Below are 26,179 nucleotides of genomic sequence, written 5' to 3'. Positions count from 1 at the left end.
CTTCAGCATCGTCCATTGTCGCTAGGCCGACGGCTGCCATGCCGATGGCGTGGCTGTGCGGACGCACGCCGATCCAGGGCCTGCCGCCTTGCGTTCGCAAGGGCCTGCGATGACTGATCAGAGCGATATCGTCGACCATCCCGTGACCTACGACGTCGTCGTGGCCGGCGGCGGCAACGCGGCCCTCTGCGCCGCCATTGCGGCACGGCGAGCCGGGGCCTCAGTCATCGTGCTGGAGGCCGCCTCGAAGTTCTATCGCGGCGGCAATACGCGCCACACCCGCAACATGCGCTGCGCCCATGACGCGGCGACCGCGACGTTGAGCGGCCCCTACACCGAGGACGAGTTCTGGGACGATCTCCTGCGCGTCACCGAAGGCCAGACCAACGAGCAACTGGCGCGCCTGATGATCCGCGAATCCAAGGACATGCTCGACTGGATCGTCGAACAAGGCGTGCGCTTCCAGCCCTCGCTCGGCGGAACGCTGAGCTTAGGGCGGACCAACTCGTTCTTCCTCGGCGGCGGCCGGGCCATGCTCAATGCTCTGTATCTGACCGCCGAGCGCCTCGGCGTCGACGTGCGCTACGAGGCCGAGGTGGTGGGGCTGGAGATGGACGACGGCCGCTTCCGCGCGGCGATCGTGCAGCACGGCAACGGCAGGATGCGCATCGGCGGCAAGGCGCTGGTGGCGGCCGCAGGCGGCTTCGAATCCAACATCGACAAGCTGGTCGAGGGCTGGGGCGAGATCGCCCGTAACTTCCTGATCCGCGGCACGCCCAACAATCGCGGCACGGTGCTCGACATGCTGCTCGGCGCCGGCGTCGACAGTATCGGCGACCCCACCCAATGCCACGCGGTGGCGATCGATGCGCGGGCGCCCAAATATGACGGCGGCATCATCACGCGGCTCGACTGCGTCGTGTTCGGCATCGTCGTCAACAACAACGCTGAGCGATTCTACGACGAAGGCGAGGATGTCTGGCCGAAGCGTTACGCCATCTGGGGCCGCCTGGTCGCGACCCAGCCGAACCAGATTGCCTACATCATCTTCGACGCGAAATCGGCGAACCTGTTCATGCCATCGCTCTACCCCGCGATCGAGGCGGCCAGCATCACCGAACTCGCCGGCAAGCTCGACCTCGATCCCGACAAGCTGACCACTACCGTCGCGCAATTCAACGCATCGGTGCGCGACGGCAGCTTCAATCCCGACATCCTGGACGATTGTCGCACCGAGAACTTGGCGCCGCCCAAATCGCATTGGGCGCGCCGTCTCGATTCAGCGCCCTTCTACGCTTATCCGGTCCGGCCCGGCATCACCTTCACCTACCTCGGCGTGCGCGTCGATCAAGCGGCAAGGATGATGATGAAGGCCGGCGGGCCAGCCGACAACATGTACGCCGCCGGCGAGATCATGGCCGGCAACGTGCTCGGCCGCGGCTATGCCGCGGGCATCGGCATGACGATCGGCAGCGTATTCGGCCGCATCGCGGGCCGGGGAGCAGCGACACATGCAGCGCAGTGAGGCGTTGACCGAGGCGGATCGGCTGATGACGATCTGCAATTCCTGCCGCTATTGCGAGGGCCTCTGCGCCGTGTTTCCGGCCATGGAGATGCGCCGCGCCTTCACCGGCGGCGACCTCAACTATCTCGCCAATCTCTGCCATGCCTGCGGCGCCTGCTACGTCGACTGCCAATTCTCGCCGCCGCACGAATTCGACGTTCGCGTCCCGTCCGTTCTGACCCGGGTACGGCACGAGAGCTACGCCGACTATGCCTGGCCGCGCGCGCTGGCGCCGCTGTTCAGGCGCAACGGCCTTGCCATATCGCTCATCGCGGTCATCAGCATGGCCGCGTTCGTCCTCGGCTTCGTGGCCTTCAACGATCCCGCCGCGCTGTTTGCAAGCCGGCACGGCCCGGGATCGTTCTACGCGCTCATGCCTCACAACACGATGGCGCTGTTGTTCGGCGCCGCCTTCCTGTGGGCCATCATCGCCATCATCATGGGCGCTCGGGCCTTCTGGAATGACATCGGCGAGCCGAGCTCGACCCTGACGCGCTCACGTCCGCTGCTGCGCGCCGTTCGCGACGCAGGCAGCCTGCGCTATCTCGATGGCGGCGGCGTCGGCTGCTACAACGAGGATGAGCGGCCGCGCGACACCCGGCGGTTCTATCACCATCTGACGTTCTGGGGCTTCGTGCTCTGCTTCGCATCGACCAGCGTCGCGACGCTCTATCACTATCTTCTGCACCGCGAGGCGCCCTATCCGTTGTGGGATCTACCCGTCGTGCTCGGCACGCTCGGCGGAATAGGCATCGTGGTCGGTCCGCTCGGACTCTACGCCGCCAAGCGCAGGCGTGAGCCGGCGATGATGGACGGCGGCAGCCGCGGCATGGATGTCGCGTTCTTGGCGATGCTCGTCCTCACCGGCGCGACCGGACTCGCTCTCCTCGTGCTTCGCGAGACCAGCACGATGGGCGTGCTGCTCGCGGTCCATCTCGGTGCGGTGTTCGCGATCTTCGTCACGATGCCCTATGGCAAGTTCGTGCACGGCCTCTATCGATTCTTGGCGCTCCTCCGCTACGCGCGCGAACGTCACGGCGCGTAGCTCCGTGCGAGGTCGCCGTCAACGCACAACTGATCGCCGTCGTCATGCAGCATTCATGACCCTGAGCATCCGTTCATAAAGTTGCGATCTGCGACATTTTTCCGGAACGATCGGAGACGCACGGAACGACTCCTACCTCCTGCCGTTGTCGGCGCGGGCAGTGCCAATACGAGGAGGATAGAGGATGACCAATCGCTTGATGGTATCAGTTGCTGCAATCGCGCTCCTGGCGGGTGCAGGTTTTGCTCATGCGCAGAGCGCCGGCGGTGCGGGCGGGGCAGTTGGACAGTCCGGCGGCATGAACGCGCCCGGCGGCACGATGCATCGCGACAGCGCCTCGCCTGCGGCCGGCGGCGCGTCCGACATGCGCTCCAGCCAGTCGGATCAGAAGTCTGGTGCGACCAAGGGCCAGCGCGCCGAGGAAGGCATGAAGGGTCCGACTGCCAAGGGCGCGACCTCCGAGAGCGACAAGGCGGGCTCCAAGAGCATGAAGGCCGAGAGCCGCGACAGCAAGAGCGGCACCAGCACGAACGCCGAAACCAAGACCGGCAGCGACCGGTCGCAGACCACCACCGGACTGGCCGGCGCCGGCGCCAAGCTCACGACCGAGCAGCGCACCAAGATCACCAGCGTGATCCGCAACCAGCGCGTCGAGCCGGTGACCAACGTGAACTTCAACATCGCGGTCGGCACCCGGGTGCCGCGCGACGTTCACTTCCACCGGCTCCCGGCCGAAGTCGTGACGATCTATCCGGAATGGCGCGGATATGACTTCATCCTGGTTCGTGAGCAGATCATCGTAATCGATCCTCGCACGCACGAGATCGTCGCAGTTCTCGACGCCTGATCCCGACCAGGCAGGCGATGAGGACATGGGGCGGGCAGCAATGCCCGCCCCATTCTATTGCGCAAATCTATTGCACAAAGAGCACGCAAGGGCGATCACACGCAGCCCGTGCAGCCCGGTGGACAAACCTGGTTAATCAGCGATTTCGCACACTTAAGACGGTTTTTTCGTGTGACGGACCAAGCCTCGAACGGCCGGCCTGGCTGCCGAAAGGCTTCCCCTTGGCGGCTTTGTTACCTATAACGCCGCCCACTGCCGCCACACCGCCGGGATGGGAATGGCCGACGCCGCTCACAACACGATCTATGTCCTCAACGGACCCAACCTCAACCTGTTGGGCACCCGCGAGCCGGAGACCTATGGCCACGCCACCCTCGCCGACGTGGAACGGCTCTGCGTCGAGACGGCTGCCCGCTTCGGCCTGGTGGCGGAGTGCCGGCAGTCCAACCATGAGGGCGTGCTGGTCGACTCCATCCATGAGGCCCGCAGCCGCGGTGTGGTCGGAATCATCCTCAATGCCGGCGCCTACTCTCATACCTCCATTGCCCTGCATGACGCGCTGATGGGGGTGAAGATCCCCACCGTTGAAGTGCACATCAGCAACATCCACGCTCGCGAGAGCTTTCGGCACCATTCTTTCACCGCGAAGGCGGCGTTTGCCTCGATCTGCGGCTTCGGCATCGACGGCTACCGGCTCGCGATCACTGGCCTCGCCGCCAAGATCGGCGCCAAAGCCGATACGCAGACCGACATCTAGCGCAAGCCTGACGTCACAGTCCTCACGCCACCCAACGTTCCGGATCAGATCATGGCGCCCCAGCCCGACGACAAGACCATCGCGAAATCCGAAGACAGCCAGCTCATTCGCGAGCTCGCAGCGCTGCTGGATGAGACCAGCCTGACCGAGATCGAGCTGGAGCGTGCCGGCCTTCGCATCCGCGTTGCCCGCAACGTGACCGTTGCGGCGGCCGTCCATTCGTCCATCGGAGCGGTCGCCGCTGGCGTTCCCCTGGTCGGAGCTGCGACGGCGGCAGCCGCCGGCGCGGACTTGTCCAAACATCCCGGCGTGGTGCCCTCGCCCATGGTCGGCACCGCCTATTGGGCGCCCGAGCCCGGCGCCAAGCCGTTCGTCGAGGTCGGCTCCAAGGTGTCGGTCGGTCAGACCCTGATGATCATCGAGGCGATGAAGACGATGAACCAGATTCCGTCACCGCGCGCCGGGACGGTGACGCAGATCCTGGTCGAGGACGGCCAGCCCGTTGAGTTCGGCGAGCCGCTGGTGATCATTGAATAATTGCGAGTAGCGAATGGCGAATAGCGAATAGCCGTCCGTTCCCTATTCGCTACTCCCTATTCGCTACTCGCCACTCGCGCCCGAGGCACCATGTTCGACAAGATCCTCATCGCCAATCGCGGCGAAATCGCCCTTCGCATCCTCAGGGCCTGCAAGGAGCTCGGCATCTCCACCGTCGCGGTGCATTCCACCGCCGACGCCGACGCCATGCATGTCCGCCTCGCCGACGAAAGCGTGTGCATCGGCCCGCCGCCGTCGAAGGACAGCTATCTCAACATCCCCGCGCTGCTCGCCGCCTGTGAGATCACCGGCGCCGACGCCGTGCATCCCGGCTACGGCTTCCTCTCGGAGAACGCGCGCTTCGCCGAGATCCTCGCCGACCACAACCTGCACTTCATCGGACCCAAGGCGGAACACATCCGCCTGATGGGCGACAAGATCGAGGCCAAGAAGACCGCCAAGCGGCTGGGCATTCCGGTCGTTCCCGGCTCCGACGGTGCGGTGACGCCCGACCAGGACGCTATGGCGATCGCCAAGGAGATCGGCTTTCCGGTGCTGGTCAAGGCGGCCGCCGGCGGCGGCGGCCGCGGCATGAAGGTCGCCCACACCGAGGCGGACCTGCAACTGGCGCTGACCACCGCGGCCAACGAGGCCAAATCCGCGTTCGGCGACGCTTCGGTCTATCTCGAGAAGTATCTGCAGAAGCCCCGCCACATCGAGATCCAGGTGCTCGGCGATGGCCGCGGCGGCGCGATCCATCTCGGCGAGCGCGACTGCTCGCTGCAGCGGCGCCACCAGAAGGTCTGGGAGGAAGGCCCCTCGCCGGTGCTCGACCCGGCCAGCCGCGCCAAGATCGGCGAGACAGTCGCCAAGGCGATGCAGGAGCTGAAATATATCGGCGTCGGCACCGTCGAATTCCTCTATGAGGACGGCGAGTTCTACTTCATCGAGATGAACACCCGCATCCAGGTCGAGCATCCCGTCACCGAGATGATCACCGGCATCGACCTCGTGCTGGAGCAGATCCGCATCGCGGCCGGCGGCGACCTGCCGATGACCCAGGACCAGGTTGTCATCAACGGCCACTCCATCGAGTGCCGCGTCAATGCGGAAAATCCCGTCACCTTCCGGCCATCGCCGGGCAAGATCCTGCAGTACCATCCGCCGGGCGGCCTCGGCGTCCGCATCGATTCGGCGGTCTATCAGGGCTACGTGATCCCGCCCTATTACGACTCGCTGGTCGGCAAGCTGATCGTCCACGGCAAGACCCGGGTCGAGTGCCTGATGCGGCTGCGGCGGGCGCTGGACGAGATGGTCGTCGACGGCATCGAGACCACCCTGCCGCTGTTCCGGGCGTTGGTGCGCGAGCCCGCCATCATCGATGGCGACTACCACATCCACTGGCTCGAGCAGTATCTCGCCGGCCAGAACGCGGACTGAGCAGCACCTGAAGAATCCCGCGGCCCGGCGGGAACTCTTCGGTCTGCACGACGTTCTGCTCTGTCGGCGGTTCCGCTGAGGGGGCAGGTATTTCAATCGGCATGCGAGTGAGCGGTGGCGCCTGAGATCAGACAGAGGCGCACGCTAGGACAAATCCTGCTGTTGTCGGCGGGATTCCTGGTGCTGGTCGTCGTCAGCACGGCCTCGGTGCTGCTGGTCAACAAGGCCCGCAGAGACAGCGCCTGGGTGGTGCACACCATCGAGGCGGAGAACCAGATCAATGCGCTGCTGCTCGAGGTCCGCCGCGCCGAGAGCGGCGCCCGCGCCTACCTGCTGACCCAGGGCCCGGATTTTCTCAGAGATCACGAAGCCGCCGTTGCCGCGATCCGGCCCGTGCTCGACAAGCTTGCGACGCTCCTCGCCGACAACCAGGCTCAGGTGGCGAACCTCGCCAGATTGCGCAGCATCATCGAGACCCGATTGGCGCAATTCGACCGGGAGAAGGCTCTCGTCGCGTCCGGCGATCTTCCCAGTGCGGTGGCCCTGGTGCGCGATGCCGCATCGATCGACAGCAGCACGACCATGCGTACCACCGCCGAGGCGATGCGCACCGAGGAGGAACGCCTGCTGGCGGTGCGAACCACCAATGCCGACGAAAGCCAGCAGCTCGCGACCATCGTCACTGTCGCCGGTTCGGCGCTGGTCGTCCTGCTCGCCGTCATCTCGCTGCTCCTTGTGCGCCGCTCGACCAGCGCCCGCGACGAGGCCGAGGCCAAGCTGCGCGAGAGCAACCTCAACCTCGAAGCCACCGTCGACGAGCGTACCGCCGACCTGCGCGAGGCCAATGAGGAGATCCAGCGCTTCGCCTACATTGTGAGCCACGATCTGCGCTCGCCGCTGGTCAACATCATGGGCTTCACCAGCGAGCTCGACGAGCTGCGCAGCGACATCTTCCGGCGCATCGCGGCGCTCGCGCGCGCGGTGTCCGACGCGCCGCCGCCGGCCGAAGGCACCGAGCCGGAGCTGGAAGGCGCCGACAAGCAGCTCTCGGAGGATTTCTCCGAGGCGCTGGGCTTCATCAAGTCCTCGATCGCAAAAATGGACCGGCTCATCACCGCCATCCTCAATTTGACCCGCGAAGGCCGCCGCGAGTTCGTGCCGGTGCGCATCGACACCCGCGAGTTGATCGAGGGCATCGTCTCGACGCTCGCGCATCAGGCTGCGGAAACCAACACCACCATCCGCGTGGAGCCGCTGCCGGCCATCGTCAGCGACCGCCTTGCGCTGGAGCAGATCTTCTCCAACCTGATCGACAACGCGATCAAATATCTGAAGCCCGGCGTTGCCGGTGACATCGCCATTCGCGCCCGCACCAAGCTCGGTTTCGCCATCTTCGAGATCACGGACAATGGCCGGGGGATTGATCCCAGGGATCACCAACGTATCTTTGATCTGTTCCGCCGCGCCGGGACCCAGGACCGTCCGGGTCAGGGGATTGGATTGGCGCATGTCCGTGCGCTGGTGCGCCGCCTCGGCGGAACCATGTCGGTCGCGTCGGAGCTCGACCAGGGCAGCACGTTCACCATCACGCTCCCGATCAACTGGAACGCCTCAACCCGGAACTCAGACCGATGACCATGCCCGTGACGATCATCATGATCGAGGACGACGAAGGCCACGCCCGCCTGATCGAGCGCAACATCCGCCGCTCGGGAGTCAACAACGAGATCAAGCCGTTCACCAACGGTACAGATGCCGTGAAGTATCTGCTGGGTGCTGACGGCACCGGCCTCGATCACAAGGGGCAAGCATTGCTGATCCTGCTGGACCTGAACCTGCCGGACATGACCGGCATCGACATCCTCAAGATGGTCAAGCAGAACAGCTTCCTGAAGAGCGCGCCCGTGGTCATCCTGACCACGACCGACGACTCGCAGGAGATCAAGCGCTGCTACGAGCTCGGCTGCAACGTCTACATCACCAAGCCGGTCAACTACGAAAGCTTCGCCAACGCCATTCGCCAGCTCGGCCTGTTCTTCTCCGTCATCCAGGTTCCGCCCGCCGCATGAGCTCCGCCGCCCCCACGCTGCTCTACATCGACGACGACGCGGCGCTGGCGCGGCTGGTCGAGCGCGGGCTCAAGCGATTGGGCTTCACGGTGGAACACGCCGCCGACGGCAGCGCGGGCTTGCAGAGGCTGGAGCGCGGCGGGATCGACGTCGTTGCGCTCGACCAGTACATGCCCGGCTTCGACGGGCTCGAGACGCTGGAGCGCATCATGGCGCTGCCCGAACCGCCGCCGGTGGTGTTCGTCACCGCCTCGCAGGATTCCAAGATCGCGGTCACGGCCCTGAAGGCGGGCGCAGCCGACTACCTCGTCAAGGACGTGCAGGGCGAGTTCATTCCGCTGCTGCAGGTCGCGGCCGAAGGCGCGGTGCGGCAGGCACGGCTGCAGAAGGCCCGCGACGAGGCGGAGGCCGAAGTGCGGGCGTCACGCGACCGCTACGCGGCGCTGGCGGCGGAGCGCGAGGTCCTGCTGCGCGAGGTCAATCATCGCGTCGGCAATTCGCTCCAGATCATCGCCTCGCTGCTGCATCTTCAGGCCAACTCCAGCACCCAGGACGACGTCAAGGCCGCGCTCACCAATGCGATGGGCCGCGTCGCCGCCGTGGCGCAGGTGCACCGCCGGCTCTACACGTCTCAGGATCTCAAGAGCGTGCTGCTCAACCAGTATCTGGATTCGCTGCTCGACGACCTGCGCCGCTCGGCCGAGGGCAACCGGATGTCGCGGCTGACCCTGAAGGCGGAGCCGGTCGAGATCGACCCGGATCGCGCGGTCGCGATCGGCATCGTCGTCAACGAGTTGGTCATGAACGCGGTCAAATACGCCTACCCCGATGGGCCGGGCCCGATCCATGTCGAGCTGAAGCTTGCAGGCGAGGACATCGTGCTGTCGATTGCCGACGACGGCGTCGGCCTCAACGCAACCAGCGATCCGCGCTCGACCGGAATGGGCCAGCGCATCGTCAGCGCCATGGCGACCAAGCTCGATGCCACCGTCGGCCCCGATCCGAGCCATGCCGGCACCAAGATCGTGGTCCGCTTCCGCCTCGAAAAACATGCTCCCAAGCCCGCGGCTGCTGGGGTTGGCTGAGCCGAGGCAGCCGGCACGCGACCGTCGCGCATCCGACGTCGGCCTGCTATGCTGATCCCATGAATACGCGCGACTCTGCAGCGTCCGAGATCACGCCCGAGGTGCTGCTGCGTGCCTATGCCTGCGGCATCTTCCCGATGGCCGAAAGCGCCGACGACCCGACCTTGTTCTGGGTCGAGCCGGAGCTGCGCGGCGTCATTCCGCTCGACGGCTTTCGCGTCGCCTCGCGCCTTGCGCGCACGGTGCGATCGGACGCCTTCGCCGTGACCGTGAACCAGGCCTTCAAGGCGGTGATGGATGGCTGCGCCGAGCCGCAGCCCGGCCGCGAGGACACCTGGATCAACAAGCGTATCCGCGAGCTCTACAGCGGCCTCCACGCGCTCGGCCATTGCCACAGCGTCGAATGCTGGCAGGATGGCGAGCTTGTGGGCGGCCTCTACGGCGTCAGCCTGGGCCGCGCCTTCTTCGGCGAGAGCATGTTTCATCGCACCCGCGACGCCTCGAAGGTCGCGCTGGTGCATCTCGTCGCGCGGCTGATCGCCGGCGGCTTCGAGTTGCTCGACACCCAATACGTCACCGAGCACCTCAAGACCTTCGGCGCCGTCGAGATCCCGCGCCGGCGCTACACCGTGCTGCTCGAAAAGGCCCTGAGGGGACCGGCCGCCAATTTCGCCAGGCTGGCGGTCGATCGGCCGATGCCGGGTACCGAAGCGTTGGCGATCATCGCCGCGCGCGGCTGAGCCCGGTTATCTGAACACTCCGCCGAACGGTCCGCCCGCCTGGGGCGGCGGCGGCGGTGGCGGCACCTGCTGGGTCTGATATTGCTGCGGCGGCGATGGCGGCCTGGGAGCCGCCTGCCTCTGCTGCGGCGGCCGCTTCTGTGCCGGCTGCGCCGTGGGCGTGGGCTTCTGATCGGGGGCTGCGCTGACCACCGTGGTCTGCGGCTCTTTGCAGTCGACCAGCCAGATGTCGTAGATCGGGTGCTCGACGCCGTGCAGGCCGGGGCTGGCCGCGAACATCCAGCCCGAGAAGATGCGCTTCACCTCGCCCTGCAAGGTGATCTCGTCGACCTGCACGAACGCGTCGGTGTTGGCGGCCTCCGTGGCCGGCCTCGTGTAGCAGGCGTCGGTCTTCACCCGGAGCGCGCCGAACTGCACGGTCTCGCCGATGTCCTCGTCGAAATTGATGATGCGGCCGGTGATCTTGTCGAGCCCGGAGAAGCTCGCCTTCTTGTTCACGATCTTCTGCGCCGGCGGCTCGGTCACGACCTCGTCGCCCGGCTGGATGGTGGCCGGCGTCTGCGGCACCGCGCCGTTCGGCGGGATCGCCGCATTCTGGGGTGCGCCGCGAGCCGGTGCCTGCCGCTGACCGGGCGCAGCCTGGCCGGGCGGCGGCACGGCCGCGACCGGGGGATTGTTCTGTGGCAGGATCGTCGTTCCCGGCGGCGGCGCCAGCGGCTGGGATTGGACCGGGCCAGGCAGGGCGGCGCCCTGCCCTGGCGGCGGACGGGTCGGCGCCGGCAGCACCCGGCCCTGTGGCAGCTCCGGGACCTCCTCGTCTTCCTCGGGAGGCGGAATCGGCTCGCCACGGCGCGGAATGTTGCCCGGCGGGCGCGGAACGGGATCGGAGAAAATGGTACCGATCTGCGCGCGCGCCGGCACGGACAGCGTGAGGGATGTGGCGGCCAGCAATGCCGCGATACCGGTCAGGACGATTGTTCGGTGCATCTCGCGCGGCTTTATCAGGCGAATCGGGGTTCGGGACAATCAAATCGCGTCATGACCCATCCGCCGCTCTCGATCAGCCCTCCCGTTAACATGTCGAATACGGCGGGGGAAGGGCGAGCTGCCAGCGCTCCGCGTGCTGGTCAGCCGGTTCATCCAATGAGATAGTCGTGATCAAGAGCCGGATCGGAACCGGCGTCAAAGGGAAGGAAACCGATGTCTGATTCGATCCGTCTCGACGGCCGAGTGGCCGTCGTTACCGGTGCGGCCGGCGTCATCGGCGCCGCGACCATGCGGCTGCTGGCCGCACGCGGTGCCCGCATCGTCGCCGTGGACCGGCGCGAGGCCGATCTCGCCGCCGCGACGGCCGCCCTGCCCGCAAGCGCCGAGGCGCTCGCCGTGGCCGCCGACGTCACCGACGAGGACCAGGTCGCGGCTTATGTGCGACAAGCGTGCGATCGGTTCGGCACCATCGATGTGTTCTTCAACAACGCCGGCATCGAAGGCGAGATCAAGCCGATCACCGCGTATCCGCTCGACGCGTTCCGTCGCGTGCTCGACGTCAACGTCGTCGGCGTCTTCCTCGGCCTCAAGCACGTGCTTCCGGTGATGCTGAAGCAGAACCGCGGCTCGATCATCAACACCGCCTCGATCGCCGGCCTGATCGGCTCGCCGCAGATCGCCGTCTACAGCGCCAGCAAGCACGCGGTCATCGGCTTGACCAAGAGCGCGTCCTGGGAGTGCACCGGGACTAATGTGCGTGTGAACTGCATCTGCCCCGGGCTGATCGAGAGCCGCATGCTGAGCGCGATCATCGAAGGGCGCAGCGGCGCCGCGGTTCCGGCCGACAAGGTGGTCGATCGCGTCCCCGCACGCCGACTCGGCCAGGGCGCAGAGGTCGCCTCGATCGTCGCCTTCCTCGCCTCCGACGATGCCAGCTACGTCTCCGGCGCCGCCTACACCGTCGATGGTGGCCGCACCGCCGCTTGACGTCCCCTCAACGCACAGGTCGATTGCAATGCCCGTTCAGCTCGATGCCGATGCCGCCGCCGTCTACAAGGCGTTCCAGGAGGGCGGTCGGCCGGCCTATGAGACGCTGACACCGCAGGAGGCGCGGGACTACTATCTGGCCGCGCGCGTCGTGAGCAATCCCGAGCCGCCCGAGCTTGCGGACGTCAAGGACCTCGCCATCCCTGCCCCGCATGGCGCAATCCCGGCACGGCTCTATCGGCCAAGGGCGGTGCGGCAGACCAACGGTCTTGCGCCGGGATTGGTGTTCTATCACGGCGGCGGCTGGGTGATCGGCAATCTGGATTCGCATGACGTGGTCTGCCGCGCGCTGGCGCACGAAGGCGAACTGATCGTGATCTCGGTCGACTACCGCCTCGCGCCCGAGCACAAGTTTCCGGCTGCGGTCGACGACGCCGTCGCGGCCATACGATGGATCGCCGACAATGCCGCCGCGCTCGGCATCGATGCCGCCAGGCTCAGCGTCGGCGGCGATTCCGCAGGTGGCAATCTCGCCGCCGTGGTCGCATTGTCGGCACGCGACGGCAACGGGCCGAAGCTGTCGGGCCAGGTGCTGATCTATCCGGCCACCGACTTCACGATGAGCCATCCCTCCCACAGCGAACCCGAGACCAGCGTGCTGCTGACGCATTCGGTCATCCGCTGGTTTCGCGACCATTATCTCAACAGCGTCGCCGAAATTCACGATTGGCGTGCCTCGCCGGCGAAGGCGGAAAGCCTGGTGGGGCTACCGCCCGCTTATGTGCTCACCGCCGGCGCCGATCCGCTGCGCGACGAAGGCGACGACTACGCGCGGCGCCTGCGCGAGGCCGGCGTGGCGGTGACCTACCGAACGCATCCCGGCCAGTTCCACGGCTTCTTCACGATGGGCAAGCTGTTGGACCAGGCCAATGTCGCGGCGCGCGACATCGGCGCCTGGCTGAAGCAGCTCGACCGGCCCGGCGGCATCTGAGCGTTACCGCGCTGAGCTCAGAACGCAACGACCCGCGAGTTCGCGGATCGTGCTCACATGCGGCCGAAGTCGTCTCGTGTGAGATCGGCTTGCTCGCGCTCGAGCAGCAGCTACATCTCGTGCAAGCCGGGCGGGACGACTGGACAGCTCACATCTCATTCCTCGCAGCAGGAGACTCCCGCATGAAGACCGTGAACCTCGCCGACAAGCTGAGCCAATTCTCAGGCCATTGGGACCCGCACGTGATCGCGGACTACAACGACAATGACGTGATGGTCGTGAAGTTCATGGGAGAATTCCCGTTCCACAAGCATGACACGACGGATGACTTCTTCCTGGTCCTGGAAGGCGAGATGGAGATGGACATTCAGGGGCAGCCTTCGCGGACGGTGAAGGCCGGCGAGTTGTTCATCGTCCCCAAAGGGGTCGTCCACCGGCCGCGCGCGGCCAAAGAGGTCAAGGTGCTCCTGATCGAACCCAAAGGCGAACCGAACTCCGGCGACTCCGACCGGGTGCCCGCGCCCAAGCCGCGCATCTGACTCGCCAGAAGACGTCAGAGCTTCGGGACTCCGCGAGCTTGAGATATCATCGAGAGCGGACAGGTGAGCAGGATAAACATGGAGCCAACTCTGGAGATTGCGCTGGCTTGGTTCAAGCCCGAAGAGTGGGAGGATATCAGGCGGATCTGTCCAGATCTGCACGACACCTACGAAGAATGGCTGGCCAGCGCTCAGGAGGTCATCGACACGATCGGCAGTCGCCCGGACGAGCGGATCGTGAAAGTGATCCCGACCGCGGTCGAGCTTCGGAAATGGCAACGCGCGACCGGGCGCCAAGTCGATGGCAGGGTTCGCTCACAGCTTGCCGCCAGGGGCGCGCGCAAGATCCGCACCGAGCCCCCACAGCCGGCTCCCGAGCCCCGTTCTGGCTCAGAAGGCGGTCGCTGACGCTTGTCGCTCAGTTCGCTCAGGCGGGCCACGGCAAGTTCTGAGGGCGCAACGGCCGCCCATGCAGCGGACGAAGCGGAGCATCGCCGAAATGTCCGCTGTTTTTGCGCTGCAACCGAGATAGTGTCCCCTCGCCCGCAAGGACGGCTTGTGGCCGTCTGGCAGGCCCCTCCTCCGATAGGATCGCCCCGATGTTCGACCGCTTGACCCGCCAGCCCGATGATCCCCTGCTCGCTCTGATCGGCATCTTCAAAGCCGATCCGAGGCCGGACAAGGTCGATCTCGGCGTCGGCGTCTATCGCGACGAGGCCGGCCATTCGCCGATCTTCCGCGCTGTGAAAGCTGCGGAGCGCATCATCTGGGAGAGCCAGGACAGCAAGAGCTATGTGGCGCCGGAAGGCGACCAGCGCTTCCTCGACCTGTTGTGGTCGCTCGTCGGCGGCCCCGCGCCATCGGTCCATGCCGCAGGCGTGCAGACTCCGGGCGGCTCGGGCGCGCTCCGCCTCGCCGCCGATCTGATCCGGCAGGCCGGCACCGGCAAGATCTGGCTCGGCCTGCCGAGCTGGCCCAATCACGCCGGCATCTTCGCCGCGGCGGGGCTCGAGGTCGAGACCTATCCATACTTCGACGTGCCATCGCAGACCCTGCAGCTCGACAGCATGCTCGACGCGCTGCGGCGCGCTCAGCCGGGCGATGCCGTCCTGATCCATGCCTGCTGCCATAACCCGAGCGGCGCTCCCCTCAGCGCCGACGACTGGACGCGGATCACCGCCATGATCACAGCGCGCGGCCTCGTGCCGCTGATCGATTCCGCCTATCAGGGCTTCGGCGCCGGCATCGACGGCGATGCGGCCGGTCTGCGGATGCTGATCGCGGCCGTCCCCGAGGCGCTCGTCGCAGTGTCCTGCTCGAAGTCGTTCGGACTCTATCGCGAGCGCACCGGTGCTCTTTACGCCGTCGCGGCATCGCAGGCGGCGGCCGACACCGCGCGCTCCAACCTCGTGGCGATCGCGCGCACCAGCTATTCGATGCCGCCGGACCACGGCTCGGCGATCGTGAAGACCATTCTCGGCAGCCCCGATCTGCGGCGCGACTGGAGCGAAGAGTTGGAATCGATGCGCCTGCGCCTTGCGACGCTGCGCCGTGCCTTTGCCGAGGCGCTCGGTGGCCGCTGGTCCAACACGGTCGCCATTGGCGTCCAGGAAGGCATGTTCTCGCTGCTGCCACTTACCCCGGCGGAGGTGCTGACCCTGCGTGAGAAGAGCGGCGTCTACATGCCGACCTCGGGCCGCATCAATGTCGCCGGCCTGAAGCTATCAGACGTGACGCGCGTCGCCGGCCTGTTCAAGTCGCTTTGAGCGAGCGCGGGCGAGGAATGACAGCGTGACCGAGATCGTCCAGGAACGGCACAAGCTCTACGAAGACGCAATGGCCCTGACGCTCGGCACGCTGTTCGTCTCGCTGGGCATGCTCATCTACAGCAAGACGGTGCTGCTGGTCGGCAGCACCGCCGGCCTGTCGTTGCTGCTGAGCTATATCAGCGGCTACGGCTTCGGCTTGAGCTTCTTCCTGCTCAACCTGCCCTTCTACGTGCTGGCCGTGAAGCGCATGGGCTGGCCGTTCACGATCCGCACCTTCCTGGCGGTCGGGCTTGTGGCGCTGTTCTCGCGCCTGACGACGTCCTGGGTGGAGATTGCGTGGATCGAGCCGATCTATGCCACCATCATCGGCGCCGGCCTGACCGGCACAGGGCTGCTGATGCTGTTCCGCCATCGCACGGGCCTCGGCGGCATCAACATCCTGGCGCTGTATCTGCAGGAGCACTGGAAGATCCGCGCCGGCTATTTCCAGCTCGCCGTCGATTTCCTCATCATGATCGCCGCATTCTTCGTCATCCCCGTGAACCGGCTGGCGCTGTCGATCATCGGCATCGTGATCGTCAACGTCATCATCGCGATCAACCACAAGCCGGGGCGCTACATGGCGCTGAGCTGAGCGGCCGAGCTCCAACCGCAAGGTCGATCTGCGCTCGGATACCCCACCGTGACACGCGCCGGATGCCGCATGGGTGCGCTGCACCTTGCCAGACGGCGCATTCCGTGGGATGAAAGCTCTGGTATGCCAGCAACCGAGGCAATGGGTTACCGCCTCCGTCCGCCCCTGCGGGGCGCCTGACGGACTCTTCGGTGCGGCTGGATCGCCAACAAGAAACGCGAACGCAAAATCTCGAACCGATCTCTGGGGACGACCAAGGTATGGCACGCAACATTCTGATTCTCGGGGCTTCCTACGGCTCCCTCCTCGGCACCAAGCTGCTGATGGCCGGCCACAACGTGACGCTGGTCTGCCGCAAGAAGACCGCCGAGCTGATCAACCGCGACGGCACGGAGGTCCGCATCAAGCTGCGCGACGAGCCGGCGCATCGCTCGATCTTCTCGCGCGACCTGCCGGGCAAGCTCGACGCGGCCACGCCGGATAGCGTCGACCTGTCGCGCTACGACCTGGTTGGTCTTGCGATGCAGGAGCCGCAATACACCAACCACACCATTCGCGTGCTGATGGTGAAGATCGCCGAGGCCAGGCTTCCGTGCCTGTCGATCATGAACATGCCGCCGCTGCCCTATCTCAAGCGCATCCCGGCGCTCGCCAACGTCGACCTCGACGAGGCCTACACCAACCCCGCGGTGTGGGAACGCTTCACGCCCGGGCTGGTCACGCTGTGCTCACCGGATCCGCAGGCCTTCCGTCCGCCGGAGGAAGCCGCCAACGTGCTGCATGTCGGCCTGCCGACCAACTTCAAGGCCGCCACCTTCGAGGACGAAAAGCACAATGCGCTGCTGCGTGAGCTGGAGCGCGACATCGACGCGGTCAAGCTCGACGGCCAGGACGTGCCGGTGAAGCTGAAGGTGTTCGACTCGCTGTTCGTGCCGCTGGCGAAGTGGTCGATGCTGCTCACCGGCAACTATCGCTGCATCACGCGCGGCGAGCCGCAGGCGATCCGTGATGCCGTTCATGGCAATCTCGCCCAGTCGAAATCGATCTACGAGCACGTCGATGCCATCGCGCGCAAGCTCGGCGCAGATCCGAGCGACCAGGTGCCGTTCGAAAAATACGCCAAGGCGGCCGAGAGCCTGCTCAAGCCGTCGTCGGCCGCGCGCGCCGTCGCCGCGGGCGCGCCGTTCATCGAGCGCGTCGACCTTCTGGTGAAGCTGATCTCGCAGCAGCTCGGCATGCCCAATGCCGAGATCGACCAGACGGTGCAGACGGTCGACTTCAAGCTCAACGAGAAGATCGTGGTCGGCGGCTCCAGCGCGCAGTGATGAGCAGGCGCCGACATCGTCCGTAACCAGATGTGACTTTGCATGAACGCGCGGCCAACGCATGGTTCGCGCGTTCATTGATTCACAGCGTTCGGAATGAAGATGCCATCCTTCGGGCCTCTCGCTTTTCCTCTGCAGGCCCTGAGCTGGCTCGGCAATCAGGGCACCCGCGCCATCGTCGCGGTGCTGCTGCTGGCGATCGCCGTGCCGCCGCTCGGCGAGCTGGCGCGACCCTACGTCACGCACGCGATCTTCCTGCTGCTCTGCATCTCGTTCATGCGCGTCGACGTCGCGATGCTAACAGCGCATCTGCGCCGCCCGCTGCTGGTGGTGGCCGCGACGGCCTGGACCACGATCGCCGTGCCGGCGCTGGTCGGCTCGATCGGGCGCATCACGGGCGTCGATGCCACAGCACCCGACCTGTATCTCGCGCTGATGCTGCAGGGGACGGCCTCGCCGATGATGGCCTCGCCCGCGCTCGCCGCGCTGATGGGGCTCGACGCGACGCTCGTTCTCATCACGCTGGTGACCTCGACCGCGCTGGTGCCGCTGACGGCACCGCTGCTCGCCTATGTGTTCCTGGGCGAGACATTGTCACTGTCTCCGGCCGCGCTCGGGCTGAAGCTCGCCGCCATCCTTGCGGGCGCGCTGGCTGCGGCCGCCGCGATCCGCCTTGCCCTCGGCATCGATACGATCCGCCGCCATCGCGCGCCGATCGACGGCCTCAACGTCCTCATCCTGTTCGTGTTCGCCTCCGCCATCATGGCTCATTTCCTGGCCGACCTGGCCGCGAGCCCGTTCCGCATGCTGGGACTGGCGCTGCTCGCCTTCGCCGTGTTCTTGCTGTTGCTTGGTACCACGATGCTGCTGTTTCGCGGCGCGGGCCGCGAACGCGCCATGGCGCTCGGCATGATGGTGTCGCTGCGCAACATGGGGCTGATGCTGGCGGCGACCGAGGGCGCGATCCCGGGCACCACCTGGCTGTATTTCGCGATGAGCCAGTTCCCGATTCACCTTGCCCCGCAGTTGCTGCGGCCGCTCGCCGAGCGCCTGCGTCCCAAGGCGCTTCCATCTGGCGGGACCGATCACGGCTTGACCAGCCCTGCATCGGAATGAGGCGGAGCAGCAACGGCCTGCGGCCGCTTCGGCATGACGCGACGGCCAGCCGCTTACTATCAAGGCCGACATGGTTGTTGCTGGCGTGCAAGGCCGGCGCTACGCTCCGTGGCTGTTGGTGCAGGAGGATTATGTGACCACGTCAGACGATCAGAAAATTTCCGAAGACCGCCGCGATGCGCTGCGCTACGCGCTCGCCATCGGCTCCGGTGCCGCGCTCGCGTCCGCCATGACGACGACGCCCGCCTCGGCGCAAGCGGCCGACAACACGCTCGACCGGGTCCGCGCCAACAAGGTGCTGCGCATCGCCGTGCTGCCGGGCGAGCTGCCCTATTTCAACAAGGACCTCGCCTCCGGCACGTGGTCGGGCTTCTCGATCGAGATGGCCAACGACATCGCCAAGCTGCTCGACGTGAAGCTCGAATATGTCGAGTCGACCTACGGCAATTCGGTGCTCGACCTGCAGGCCGGCAAGATCGATCTTGGCTTCGCGCTCAACCCGACGCCGCAGCGCGCGCTGGTCATCGACTTCTGCGGCACGGTGTTTCCGCATCCGTTCGGCGCGATGCTGAAGAAGGGGATGGAGGCCAAGACCTGGGCCGACATCAACAAGCCGGAAGTGAAGATCGCCGTCGACGTCGGCTCGGCCAACGAGGCGGTGGCGCGCCGTTTTGCGCCGAACGCGACCATCAAGTCGCTGAAGTCGCGCGACGAGGTGATGCTGGAGATGGCATCGGGCCGCGTCGACGTGGTCGTCAACGCACTGATCCTGGGCCTCACCGCGATCGCCAAGAACCCCAATCTCGGCACCTACAGGATCCTGCAGTCGCCCTCGGTCGCGATCCCCTCCAGCATGGGCGTGCGCCGCGAGGCCGACAAGCGCTGGCGCGACTTCCTCGCGGTGTGGATCGACTACAACCGCGGCATCGGCCAGATGCGCGAATGGTTCGTCAAGGGCCTGGGGCTGGCCGGCGTCAAGGCCGAGGACGTGCCGGTCGAGGTGAATATCTAAGCGAAGCCACGCTCTCTCCTACCGTCATTGCGAGGAGCGCAGCGACGAAGCAATCCAGGACCGCGCGTGCCGCCCTGGATTGCTACGCTTCGCTCGCAATGACGGAGGCATTCGATGATGTATCGCCTCACGCCTTGTCGTACGTCATGCCGCGCTCGAAGCGGCGGCCGAGCAGCGTCGCCGGAAACAGGATCGCGAAATAGATCAGCGCGATGATGGTGTAGACCTCGAGTGGCCGGTAGGTGTCGGCGTTGATCAGCGTCGCGTTGTAGACGAGATCCGGCACCGCGATCACCGACACCAGCGAGGTGTTCTTCAACTGCGTCACCGACTGGTTGACATAAGGCGCAAGCATCGGCTTCAGCGCCTGCGGCAGGATGACGAGCCGCATCATCCGCCACGGACGCAAGCCGAGCGCGCGTGCCGCATCCCACTGCCCGCGCGGCACGCTCTCGATGCTGCCGCGCACGATCTCGGCATAGAACGCCCCGGCATAGAGCGACAGCACGGTGACGGCGGCGACATGCGCCGGAATGTTGATGCCGATCACCACCGGGAATGCGTAGTAGAACCAGATGATCTGCACCAGCAGCGGCGTGCAGCGGAACAGCTCGATATAGCCGATCAGCAGCCAGTCGATCACGACCGGACGGCGCAGCCTGACGATGCCGACGACGAGCCCGATCACCGAGCCGAGCAGGATGGTGCCGAGCGTGTACGCCATGGTCCAGCCGAGCCCCACCCAGAACAGATGGCTGTACTTGGCGAGGATGGCGAAATCCCAGGTATAGTTCATCGCAGCTCCGGCGTGACGCGGTCGCGGCCCCTCACAGATACCGGCTCGGAGCAAAGGCGGAGGCATCGAACGACGGCGCCTCGCCCGCGATCATCGCGGCGATCGCCGCGCCCGTGGCCGGCCCCGTGGTGAAGCCGATGTGCTGATTGCCGAATGCAAGCCACAGGCCGGAATGGCGCGGCGCCGGCCCGATCATCGGCAGCGAATCCGGCAAGGTCGGCCGTGCGCCGCGCCAGGGCTGGGCCACGGCCTCGCCGAACTCGACCACGCCGCGCGCCAGCGGCACCACCTGCTCGAGCTGGGCGAAATTCGACGGCGCATCGCGATCGGTAAGCTCGACGCCGGAGGTGACGCGCACGCCGTTCTCCATCGGCGTCATCAGGAAGCTGCCTTCGGCGTCGTGGATCGGACGGTGCAGCATGCGCGCCGGATTGGGCGCAAACTCCTGGTGATAGCCGCGCTCGAACGCCATCGGCACGCGGTAGCCGAGCGACCTGAGAATGTCCGGCGCCCACGGCCCGAGCGCGACCACGACCTGGCGGGCGCGGATCTCGCCGTCGCCGAGCACGACGCGCCAGCCATCGCCGTCGGCCAGCAAGGCCCTGATCTCGGACTGGCGCAGCACGCCGCCCGCGCCCTCGAACATGCGCGCATAGGCCTTGGTGACGTTGCCGGGCGAATCGACCGACGCCGTCTGGCTATGCAGCAGGCCGACCTTGTAGACCGGCAGCAAATTCGGCTCGAGCGCCGAGATGCCCTGGCGGTCGAGCAGCTCGCTCTTGATGCCGAATTCGGCCAGGAACGCCTGCTCGGCCTTGGCGGCTGCGATCGCATCGCTGCGCCACGCCTTGAGCCAGCCAGTCTCGCGGATGCGCTGCGGCTCGCCAGACCGGACGATCCAGTCGCGATGCAGCGTCAGCGACGCGCCGATCAGGCCATGCAGCGCGGTCGCGCGCGGCTTGACGCGGGACTCCACGGCATTGGCGAGGAAGCGCAGCACCCATTCGAGGTTGCGCAGAGTCCACGATGGGTCCCAGCGCACGGCCGCACTCCGATTGCGGAGATAGGACGGCAGCGCCGAGAACAGCGAGGGCTTGTTGAGCGGCAGGATCGAGCCGGAGGAGAGAATGCCGGCATTGCCATACGATGTCTCCTCGCCCGGCGCCTTGCGGTCGACCAGCACCACCGAGAACCCACGCTCCCGGATGGCGTAGGCGGAGGAGACGCCGACGATCCCCGCTCCCAGCACGACCACGTCGGCTGTCTGCTGCATACGCTCCATCGTCTCTCGATCCATCCGCCGTTTACATCAGGGTCAGGCCGCCATCGACCGGCAGCACCGCGCCGGTGACGTGGCCGGCATCTTTCGACAGCAAGAAGGCGACAGCCGCGGCGATGTCGTCGGGCTCGGCGAGGCGCTGTTGCGGATTGGCAGACGCCGCCGTCTGCCACGCGGCCGGATCGAGCGAGCCGAGCCGTCCCGCATCCTTGCGCGTATAGCCGGGCACGACGACATTCGCCGTGCCGCCGCACGCAGCCAGCTCGATGGCCAGACATTTCACCAGCGCTTCCAGCGCCGCCTTGGCGGCGGCCGAGGCCGGGAAGATGCCGCCCGGCACGAAGCGGTGCGCGACGAAGCTGGAGATCGCGACCACGCGCGCATGAGTGCTCTGCACGAGGTCAGGGAGCGCGGCGCTGGCGAGCTCATGAAAGGCCGCCGGCATCACTGCGAGTGAGCGGTCGAGCCCGTCGCGCGGCAGATCGCGAAAGCTGCGGCGGTCGGCAAAGCCGGCGGCATGCACCACCGCGTCGATCCGGCCGAAACGCGTTCGTGCCGCAGCCGCCAAACCGGTGGCAACGCCCTGCCTGGCCAGGTCACCGCAATGAAACTCGGCTTCGGCGCCGGCCTCCCGGCACGCGGCGGCGACGTCCCGCAGACGCGCGAGACCCGGTTCGTCAGCCCCCTGCCCGTGCAGCATCACGGCCTGCCCCGGCGCGGCCAAGCGGCGCGCCACGGCAGCGCCGATGCCGGCCCCGCTGCCGGTGATGATGGTGACACGCATCGCGCCCTGGTCTGCCCCTCGTTTCGCGGGGCGGACTATAGGTCCCGGACCTGCCGATGCCAACACGCGGACGGACATGCGCCGATGTCCGCCGCGCGGGACTGCCTGTTACCTCAGACGTTCGGAACCGTCCGAGCGAAGCTGATAAAATCAGTTGCTCAGCATTTGGCGCCGACGCTGCACGTCTTGGTCGACTGGGAGATCGTGCCGCCGGCCGTGCGGCATGCGGCGGCATTGGCGTTCACGCAGGCCACCTTCACCGACGTGCAGCCCGCATGATCGTTCTTCACACATTGCGTCTCGCTATAGGTGCTCAGCACGCTGCCGCCCTTCTTGCAGACGCACATTCCGGTGAGTTCGGCCTTCGCCGCAAAAGCGCTGTCGAGACCGCCGACCGCGGCAGCAACGAATAAAATCAGGTAAAGCAATACGCGCATCGTATCCTCCATGAACAGTGGCAATGCCCTCACTATGAGCGCTTCCTGCATGTTGCACAACTTTAAATTGTTTCAATAGCCGACGAGGATCTCTGCCCGCGGCTCCTCGTCCAATGATGCAGGTCAGGTGGTGACGCGTGCCGCGCGCCGCAGGGCCTGCGGCGGCTGGCCGAAGGCGCGAATGAAGGCGCGACGCATCCGCTCAGGATCGCGAAAGCCGGTCGCTTCCGCCACCAGCTCGATCGGCTGATGCGAGGCCTGCACCCGATCGCGCGCCACTTCCAGCCGCAGACGCTCGATCGCCTTCGACGGCGTGGTGCCGGTCTCGGCGACGAAGGCGCGGGTGAAATGCCGCGTGCTCATGCCGGCACGCTCGGCGAGATCGTCGACGGTCAGCGGGGCATCGAGGTGCTCCCGCGCCCAGGTGAGCAGATCCGCAAAACGGCCGCTCGGCGCCTTCAGCTCCAGCAGCGAGGAGAACTGCGACTGCCCGCCGCTGCGGCGATGATATAGTACGAGCTGCCGTGCCGTCTTCTGCGCGATCTCCTCGCCGTGGTCGTCGGCGACCATGGCAAGCGCGAGATCGATGCCGGCAGTGATCCCAGCCGAGCTCCAGACATTGCCGTCGCGGACATAGATGCTGTCAGGCTCGAGCTTCACATGGGGGTAGGCGCGCAGGAACTGCCGCGTGCGCTGCCAATGCGTCGTCGCGCGCCGCCCGTCCAGCAGGCCCGCTTCGGCCAGCACGAAGGCGCCGGAGCAGATGCTGGCAAGACGGGTGCCGCGCTGCGCGACCTTACGGACGAAGTTCAGCGTGCATGCGTTGCGGCTCGCCGCTTCCACGCCCTCGCCGCCGGCGATCAGCAGCGTGGTCAGCGCCGACACCGGACCGAATTTGCGCGCCAACATCTCGGCCCCCGACGACGACCGCACGGGTCCGGGCGTGGCGGCGACGACCCTGATCGATGGCGTGGCGCGCGCATAGCGCGAAGCGATCTCGAACACCGAGATCGGCCCGGCGGCGTCGAGCAACTGAAAATCGGGATAGATGAGCACGCCGATCATGGTGGATGGCTCCGTGATCTCAAGTCCGTGATCCCAAGTCCGCGATCCCAGGTGTGAAATCCAAGTCTGTCCGGAAACGAGGGAACTTTGGCATATCAGCCATCCAGCGGACCATGCAGAATGACGGCCGTCAAGCACCAGACCCTGCGAGCACCGCCATGGCCCAACCGCTCTCGATCGCTCTCGTCCTGTTTCCACATCTGACCCAGCTCGATCTCACCGGTCCGGTGCAGGTGTTCTCCAGCGTGCCCGGCGCGACGCTGCATCTGGCGTGGAAGAGGATCGAGCCCATTCCGACAGACTCGGTTCTCACTCTGATGCCGACCACGACCTTCGCCGACTGTCCGCAGGCGGACGTGATCTGCGTTCCCGGCGGCTTCGGCGTCGACGCCATCCTCGATGACGACGAGGTCATCGGCTTCATCCGCCGCCTGGCCGAAAAGGCCAGGTACGTCACGTCGGTCTGCACAGGCTCGCTCGCGCTCGGCGCCGCCGGCCTGCTGGATGGCTATCGCGCGGCGACCCATTGGAGCGCGCGCGAGTGCCTGCCGGTGTTCGGCGCGACCGTCAGCACCGAGCGCGTCTGCATCGACCGCAACCGGATCACCGGCGGAGGCGTCACGGCCGGCATCGACTTCGCGCTGACCCTGGTGGCGCAGTTGGTCGATCGTCAGACGGCGGAGGCGATCCAGCTCAGGCTCGAATACAATCCGGCGCCCCCTTTCACCGCCGGTTCCCCCGACACGGCACCGCCCGAAGTGGTGTCACGCATGCTGGAGCGGATCGCACCGTCCCGGAAGCGGCGGATTGCGGCGGCGGAGCATGCGGCGGCCGCCCTCAGGACCAACCCGACGTAGCGCAGGCTTGGCAGGCTCCCGAAAGCAAAGAGGCCGCCCGGAGCTGGGGGCGGCCTCTTCCGATCGGATCATCTTGAGCGAAATCGAATCAGCTGCCAGGAGTCCAGGGCTGATAATCACCGGTGGCCTTTGGCCTGCGACCGCTGGCCAAGGTCGAGCCGGCCGGGCGATACGCCAGAGCAGTCCCCGTCAGGTTCGGCTGATGCGGCTTTTCCCACTCGCGCGGCTTGTAGCCGTCCTGAGTCGGCGGCACGTCGACCATGTGATGCATCCAGGCGTGCCATTCGGGCGGAATGCGGCTGGCTTCGGCCAGGCCGTTGTAGATCACCCACCTGCGCTCGAAATGCAGCACCGGATCGATCTTGCCGCCGGCGGTCCGGTAATAGCGGTTGCCTTGTGCATCCTGCCCCACGAGCTCGCCGAACCGCCAGGTCCACAATTGCGTGCCGAAAGTCTGGCCGTTCCACCACGTGAAGAGCTTGAGAAAGAACTGTTTCATGGGCTTGGGGCCGGTTCTGTGAAGGTCCCGGCTCTGATGCCACCCCGCCCGCATCTTGTCCAGTGTTGCACCGCCTCCGCCCGCGACGATGTATCGGTTCGCGGCGGGGAACGACATCCGCGGCCTGCGGTTAGGTCATTTTCCCCTGATGGAGCGATAGCGATGACCAGACTGAAGACATGGAGCACTGCGGCGGCAGTGGCGCTGATTCTGCCGCTGGCGGCAGCGACGACGAGCTTTGCCCAGGGTCCCGGCGGCGGCGGTCGTGGTCCGGGCGGTGGTGGTGCCGCCATCGGCGGTGGCGGGGGCGGTGGCGGTGGCGCGGCTATCGGTGGTGGCGGCGGCGGCGCGATCGGCGCCGGCGGACGCGGCGGCTTTGCGGCCGGCCCGGGTGGCGGCGGCATGAGCGGCGGCAGCTTCGCCGGACGCGCAGCCGTTGGCGGCGCAGCCCTGGCGGGTCGCGGCCCGGCGGCCGGCGCCAACGTCGCCATCAACACTGGTGGCGGCCGCGGCAACTGGAGCGGCGGCAATTGGAGTGGCGGCGGCTGGCAGGGCGGTCACCGTGGCGGCTGGCATCGCCGCGGCGGCGGCTTCTGGCCGGGTGTCGGCGTTGGCGTCGGGATCGGATTGGGTAGCAGCTACGCCTACTACAATGACCCGTATTATTACGGGCCCGACTATTACTCCGACTACTCGTACTATGACGACTCTGCGCCTGTCGCCGTCATCGGAACCGAAGGCGTCGACCCGAGCTATTGCGCACGCCGGTACCGCTCGTATGATCCGGCTTCGGGAACCTATCTCGGCTATGACGGTTTTCGCCATCCATGCCCGTAAGAATCTGACGTAGTAGCTGCGACAATAAGGCGGCGAGGCCATGCTCGCCGCCTTTTTCGCGCCGCATTGTTGTTTGTTCTGTGTCTGAAGCGCCACGTTGCAGGCTGATTTTCGCCCATATTCCAAAATGTGCCCCGCGACATGCAGATGATCCGCCCGTTCCGGTCCAATATCGTTTGAG

Annotated in this window: 28 protein-coding genes; 21 read left to right on the top strand and 7 right to left on the bottom strand. The window is 66.4% G+C overall.

The features are described from left to right. Positions 1–109: 109 nt before the first annotated feature. The 10 genes from tcuA to aat all read left to right on the top strand — a co-directional run bounded on the left by tcuA (position 110) and on the right by aat (position 10,084). Complete coding sequence (gene tcuA, locus QX124_RS24570) at positions 110–1,525, top strand: FAD-dependent tricarballylate dehydrogenase TcuA (protein ID WP_315798527.1); 1,416 nt, start codon at positions 110–112, stop codon at positions 1,523–1,525. Continuing rightward, positions 1,512–2,609, top strand: coding sequence for a tricarballylate utilization 4Fe-4S protein TcuB (gene tcuB, locus QX124_RS24565; protein WP_315798526.1), 1,098 nt, complete (start codon positions 1,512–1,514; stop codon positions 2,607–2,609). Before tcuA ends, tcuB begins: the two co-directional genes overlap by 14 nt. 184 nt (positions 2,610–2,793) lie before the next feature. Next, the gene (locus QX124_RS24560; protein WP_315737774.1) at positions 2,794–3,456 is read left to right on the top strand and encodes a DUF1236 domain-containing protein; all 663 of its coding nucleotides are present in this window, start codon (positions 2,794–2,796) and stop codon (positions 3,454–3,456) included. 277 nt (positions 3,457–3,733) lie between these two features. After that, on the top strand, positions 3,734–4,213 hold the full coding sequence (aroQ, locus tag QX124_RS24555; protein WP_315755619.1) for a type II 3-dehydroquinate dehydratase: 480 nt from the start codon (positions 3,734–3,736) through the stop codon (positions 4,211–4,213). 51 nt (positions 4,214–4,264) lie between these two features. Next, positions 4,265–4,750 carry an acetyl-CoA carboxylase biotin carboxyl carrier protein gene (gene accB / locus QX124_RS24550; protein ID WP_315798525.1) on the top strand — a complete coding sequence of 162 codons (486 nt, stop codon included), beginning with the start codon at positions 4,265–4,267 and terminating at the stop codon, positions 4,748–4,750. Between the two features lie 90 nt (positions 4,751–4,840). Then, a complete protein-coding gene (accC, locus tag QX124_RS24545; RefSeq protein WP_315737771.1) occupies positions 4,841–6,190 on the top strand; it encodes an acetyl-CoA carboxylase biotin carboxylase subunit in 1,350 nt (449 codons plus the stop codon). A 114-nt stretch (positions 6,191–6,304) separates the two neighbouring features. Beyond that, the gene (locus QX124_RS24540; RefSeq protein WP_315737770.1) at positions 6,305–7,825 is read left to right on the top strand and encodes a sensor histidine kinase; all 1,521 of its coding nucleotides are present in this window, start codon (positions 6,305–6,307) and stop codon (positions 7,823–7,825) included. Further along, the gene (locus QX124_RS24535) at positions 7,822–8,259 is read left to right on the top strand and encodes a response regulator (protein WP_315737769.1); all 438 of its coding nucleotides are present in this window, start codon (positions 7,822–7,824) and stop codon (positions 8,257–8,259) included. Before QX124_RS24540 ends, QX124_RS24535 begins: the two co-directional genes overlap by 4 nt. Next, positions 8,256–9,344 (top strand): sensor histidine kinase, encoded by a 1,089-nt coding sequence (locus tag QX124_RS24530; protein ID WP_315774627.1) that lies wholly within the window; start codon positions 8,256–8,258, stop codon positions 9,342–9,344. Before QX124_RS24535 ends, QX124_RS24530 begins: the two co-directional genes overlap by 4 nt. Before the next feature lie 59 nt (positions 9,345–9,403). Next, positions 9,404–10,084 (top strand): leucyl/phenylalanyl-tRNA--protein transferase, encoded by a 681-nt coding sequence (gene aat, locus QX124_RS24525; RefSeq protein WP_315798524.1) that lies wholly within the window; start codon positions 9,404–9,406, stop codon positions 10,082–10,084. Positions 10,085–10,090: 6 nt separating this feature from the next. Here aat and QX124_RS24520 read toward each other — a convergent pair whose 3' ends face one another. Then, positions 10,091–11,071: a DUF2155 domain-containing protein gene (locus tag QX124_RS24520; protein WP_315798523.1), complete on the bottom strand. Its 981-nt coding sequence runs from the start codon at positions 11,069–11,071 to the stop codon at positions 10,091–10,093. Positions 11,072–11,284: 213 nt separating this feature from the next. Between QX124_RS24520 and QX124_RS24515 the strand changes: the two genes are divergently transcribed. The 9 genes from QX124_RS24515 to QX124_RS24475 all read left to right on the top strand — a co-directional run bounded on the left by QX124_RS24515 (position 11,285) and on the right by QX124_RS24475 (position 19,444). Beyond that, a complete protein-coding gene (locus QX124_RS24515; RefSeq protein WP_315798522.1) occupies positions 11,285–12,058 on the top strand; it encodes an SDR family oxidoreductase in 774 nt (257 codons plus the stop codon). 28 nt (positions 12,059–12,086) lie between these two features. Further along, the gene (locus QX124_RS24510; protein ID WP_315798521.1) at positions 12,087–13,049 is read left to right on the top strand and encodes an alpha/beta hydrolase; all 963 of its coding nucleotides are present in this window, start codon (positions 12,087–12,089) and stop codon (positions 13,047–13,049) included. Between the two features lie 182 nt (positions 13,050–13,231). Next, complete coding sequence (locus tag QX124_RS24505) at positions 13,232–13,588, top strand: cupin domain-containing protein (RefSeq protein WP_315798562.1); 357 nt, start codon at positions 13,232–13,234, stop codon at positions 13,586–13,588. A gap of 78 nt (positions 13,589–13,666) precedes the next feature. Continuing rightward, complete coding sequence (locus QX124_RS24500) at positions 13,667–13,996, top strand: hypothetical protein (protein WP_315798520.1); 330 nt, start codon at positions 13,667–13,669, stop codon at positions 13,994–13,996. A gap of 191 nt (positions 13,997–14,187) precedes the next feature. Continuing rightward, positions 14,188–15,354, top strand: coding sequence for an amino acid aminotransferase (locus tag QX124_RS24495; protein ID WP_315798519.1), 1,167 nt, complete (start codon positions 14,188–14,190; stop codon positions 15,352–15,354). A gap of 25 nt (positions 15,355–15,379) precedes the next feature. Beyond that, positions 15,380–15,991, top strand: coding sequence for a YitT family protein (locus QX124_RS24490; protein WP_315737761.1), 612 nt, complete (start codon positions 15,380–15,382; stop codon positions 15,989–15,991). 260 nt (positions 15,992–16,251) lie between these two features. Further along, positions 16,252–17,316 (top strand): ketopantoate reductase family protein, encoded by a 1,065-nt coding sequence (locus QX124_RS24485; RefSeq protein WP_315798518.1) that lies wholly within the window; start codon positions 16,252–16,254, stop codon positions 17,314–17,316. A gap of 102 nt (positions 17,317–17,418) precedes the next feature. Further along, positions 17,419–18,432 carry a Na+-dependent transporter gene (locus QX124_RS24480; RefSeq protein ID WP_315798561.1) on the top strand — a complete coding sequence of 338 codons (1,014 nt, stop codon included), beginning with the start codon at positions 17,419–17,421 and terminating at the stop codon, positions 18,430–18,432. Positions 18,433–18,565: 133 nt separating this feature from the next. After that, positions 18,566–19,444, top strand: a complete 879-nt coding sequence (locus tag QX124_RS24475; RefSeq protein WP_315798517.1) for a transporter substrate-binding domain-containing protein — start codon at positions 18,566–18,568, stop codon at positions 19,442–19,444. A 127-nt stretch (positions 19,445–19,571) separates the two neighbouring features. Here the strand turns inward: QX124_RS24475 and QX124_RS24470 are convergent, their stop codons facing one another. From QX124_RS24470 to QX124_RS24450, 5 genes are all read right to left on the bottom strand, one after another. After that, positions 19,572–20,240: an amino acid ABC transporter permease gene (locus tag QX124_RS24470; protein WP_315755635.1), complete on the bottom strand. Its 669-nt coding sequence runs from the start codon at positions 20,238–20,240 to the stop codon at positions 19,572–19,574. A gap of 31 nt (positions 20,241–20,271) precedes the next feature. Continuing rightward, positions 20,272–21,522 carry an FAD-dependent oxidoreductase gene (locus tag QX124_RS24465; protein WP_315798516.1) on the bottom strand — a complete coding sequence of 417 codons (1,251 nt, stop codon included), beginning with the start codon at positions 21,520–21,522 and terminating at the stop codon, positions 20,272–20,274. Between the two features lie 22 nt (positions 21,523–21,544). Then, positions 21,545–22,303, bottom strand: coding sequence for an SDR family NAD(P)-dependent oxidoreductase (locus QX124_RS24460; RefSeq protein WP_315798515.1), 759 nt, complete (start codon positions 22,301–22,303; stop codon positions 21,545–21,547). 158 nt (positions 22,304–22,461) lie between these two features. Next, positions 22,462–22,791: a hypothetical protein gene (locus QX124_RS24455; RefSeq protein WP_315798514.1), complete on the bottom strand. Its 330-nt coding sequence runs from the start codon at positions 22,789–22,791 to the stop codon at positions 22,462–22,464. A 72-nt stretch (positions 22,792–22,863) separates the two neighbouring features. After that, on the bottom strand, positions 22,864–23,805 hold the full coding sequence (locus tag QX124_RS24450; protein ID WP_315780574.1) for a GlxA family transcriptional regulator: 942 nt from the start codon (positions 23,803–23,805) through the stop codon (positions 22,864–22,866). Between the two features lie 158 nt (positions 23,806–23,963). Here QX124_RS24450 and QX124_RS24445 point away from each other — a divergent pair, with 158 nt between their 5' ends. After that, the gene (locus QX124_RS24445; RefSeq protein WP_315798513.1) at positions 23,964–24,662 is read left to right on the top strand and encodes a DJ-1/PfpI family protein; all 699 of its coding nucleotides are present in this window, start codon (positions 23,964–23,966) and stop codon (positions 24,660–24,662) included. 88 nt (positions 24,663–24,750) lie between these two features. Here the strand turns inward: QX124_RS24445 and QX124_RS24440 are convergent, their stop codons facing one another. Continuing rightward, the gene (locus QX124_RS24440; protein WP_315755810.1) at positions 24,751–25,161 is read right to left on the bottom strand and encodes an NADH:ubiquinone oxidoreductase subunit NDUFA12; all 411 of its coding nucleotides are present in this window, start codon (positions 25,159–25,161) and stop codon (positions 24,751–24,753) included. A 162-nt stretch (positions 25,162–25,323) separates the two neighbouring features. On the opposite strand from QX124_RS24440, the gene QX124_RS24435 reads away from it, so the two are divergent. Then, on the top strand, positions 25,324–25,998 hold the full coding sequence (locus QX124_RS24435; protein ID WP_315798512.1) for a BA14K family protein: 675 nt from the start codon (positions 25,324–25,326) through the stop codon (positions 25,996–25,998). The last annotated feature ends 181 nt before the right edge of the window (positions 25,999–26,179 follow it).

Origin of the sequence: Bradyrhizobium sp. SZCCHNRI3043 (assembly GCF_032377735.1) — a bacterium.
Lineage (GTDB): Bacteria > Pseudomonadota > Alphaproteobacteria > Rhizobiales > Xanthobacteraceae > Bradyrhizobium.
The sequence above is the reverse complement of the archived record's forward strand: the minus strand, read 5'-3'. Positions and strand labels throughout refer to the sequence as shown.